The 378-nt window shown below is 46.8% G+C and carries 1 protein-coding gene; it reads left to right on the top strand.

Annotation, left to right across the window (positions count from 1 at the left end; translation table 11 throughout):
* The coding region (locus EZM41_RS13315; protein ID WP_232618859.1) for a hypothetical protein at positions 1–205 on the top strand (205 nt) is incomplete at its 5' end.
* Between the last annotated feature and the right edge of the window lie 173 nt (positions 206–378).

Below are 378 nucleotides of genomic sequence, written 5' to 3'. Positions count from 1 at the left end.
GCGCAAAATGATGGTTGCCTTTATCGACGAAGAACACAAGACAAAATTACGAAGCCTTAGCCGATTTGTCGTGCATTACAGATCGCTCAGTCGAATACTTGCTAAAGAAAACGTAGCCAAATCGATCCAGCTTCTCACTCGCCCCGCAAAAGGCGTGATGCCATGTTGCGGGAAGAAATTAAAAGGGTATGGGAGGAATTCCTGAGTCTACGGAGATAGGAAAGTATGTAGGACCTCTCAATCGAGAGGGCATTAAAGTAGCTTAAGGTGCACTGAGGCAGGAATAGAGCTATCCGTGGGCAGTGTAGGAGATCCTTACGACAATGCCTTGGCTTAAATCCGTAATCGGTCTTAGTAAGACCTGAGGTCATCGCGAGA

This window comes from Acetomicrobium sp. S15 = DSM 107314, assembly GCF_016125955.1.
Taxonomy (GTDB): Bacteria; Synergistota; Synergistia; order Synergistales; family Thermosynergistaceae; genus Thermosynergistes; species Thermosynergistes pyruvativorans.
The sequence above is the reverse complement of the archived record's forward strand: the minus strand, read 5'-3'. Positions and strand labels throughout refer to the sequence as shown.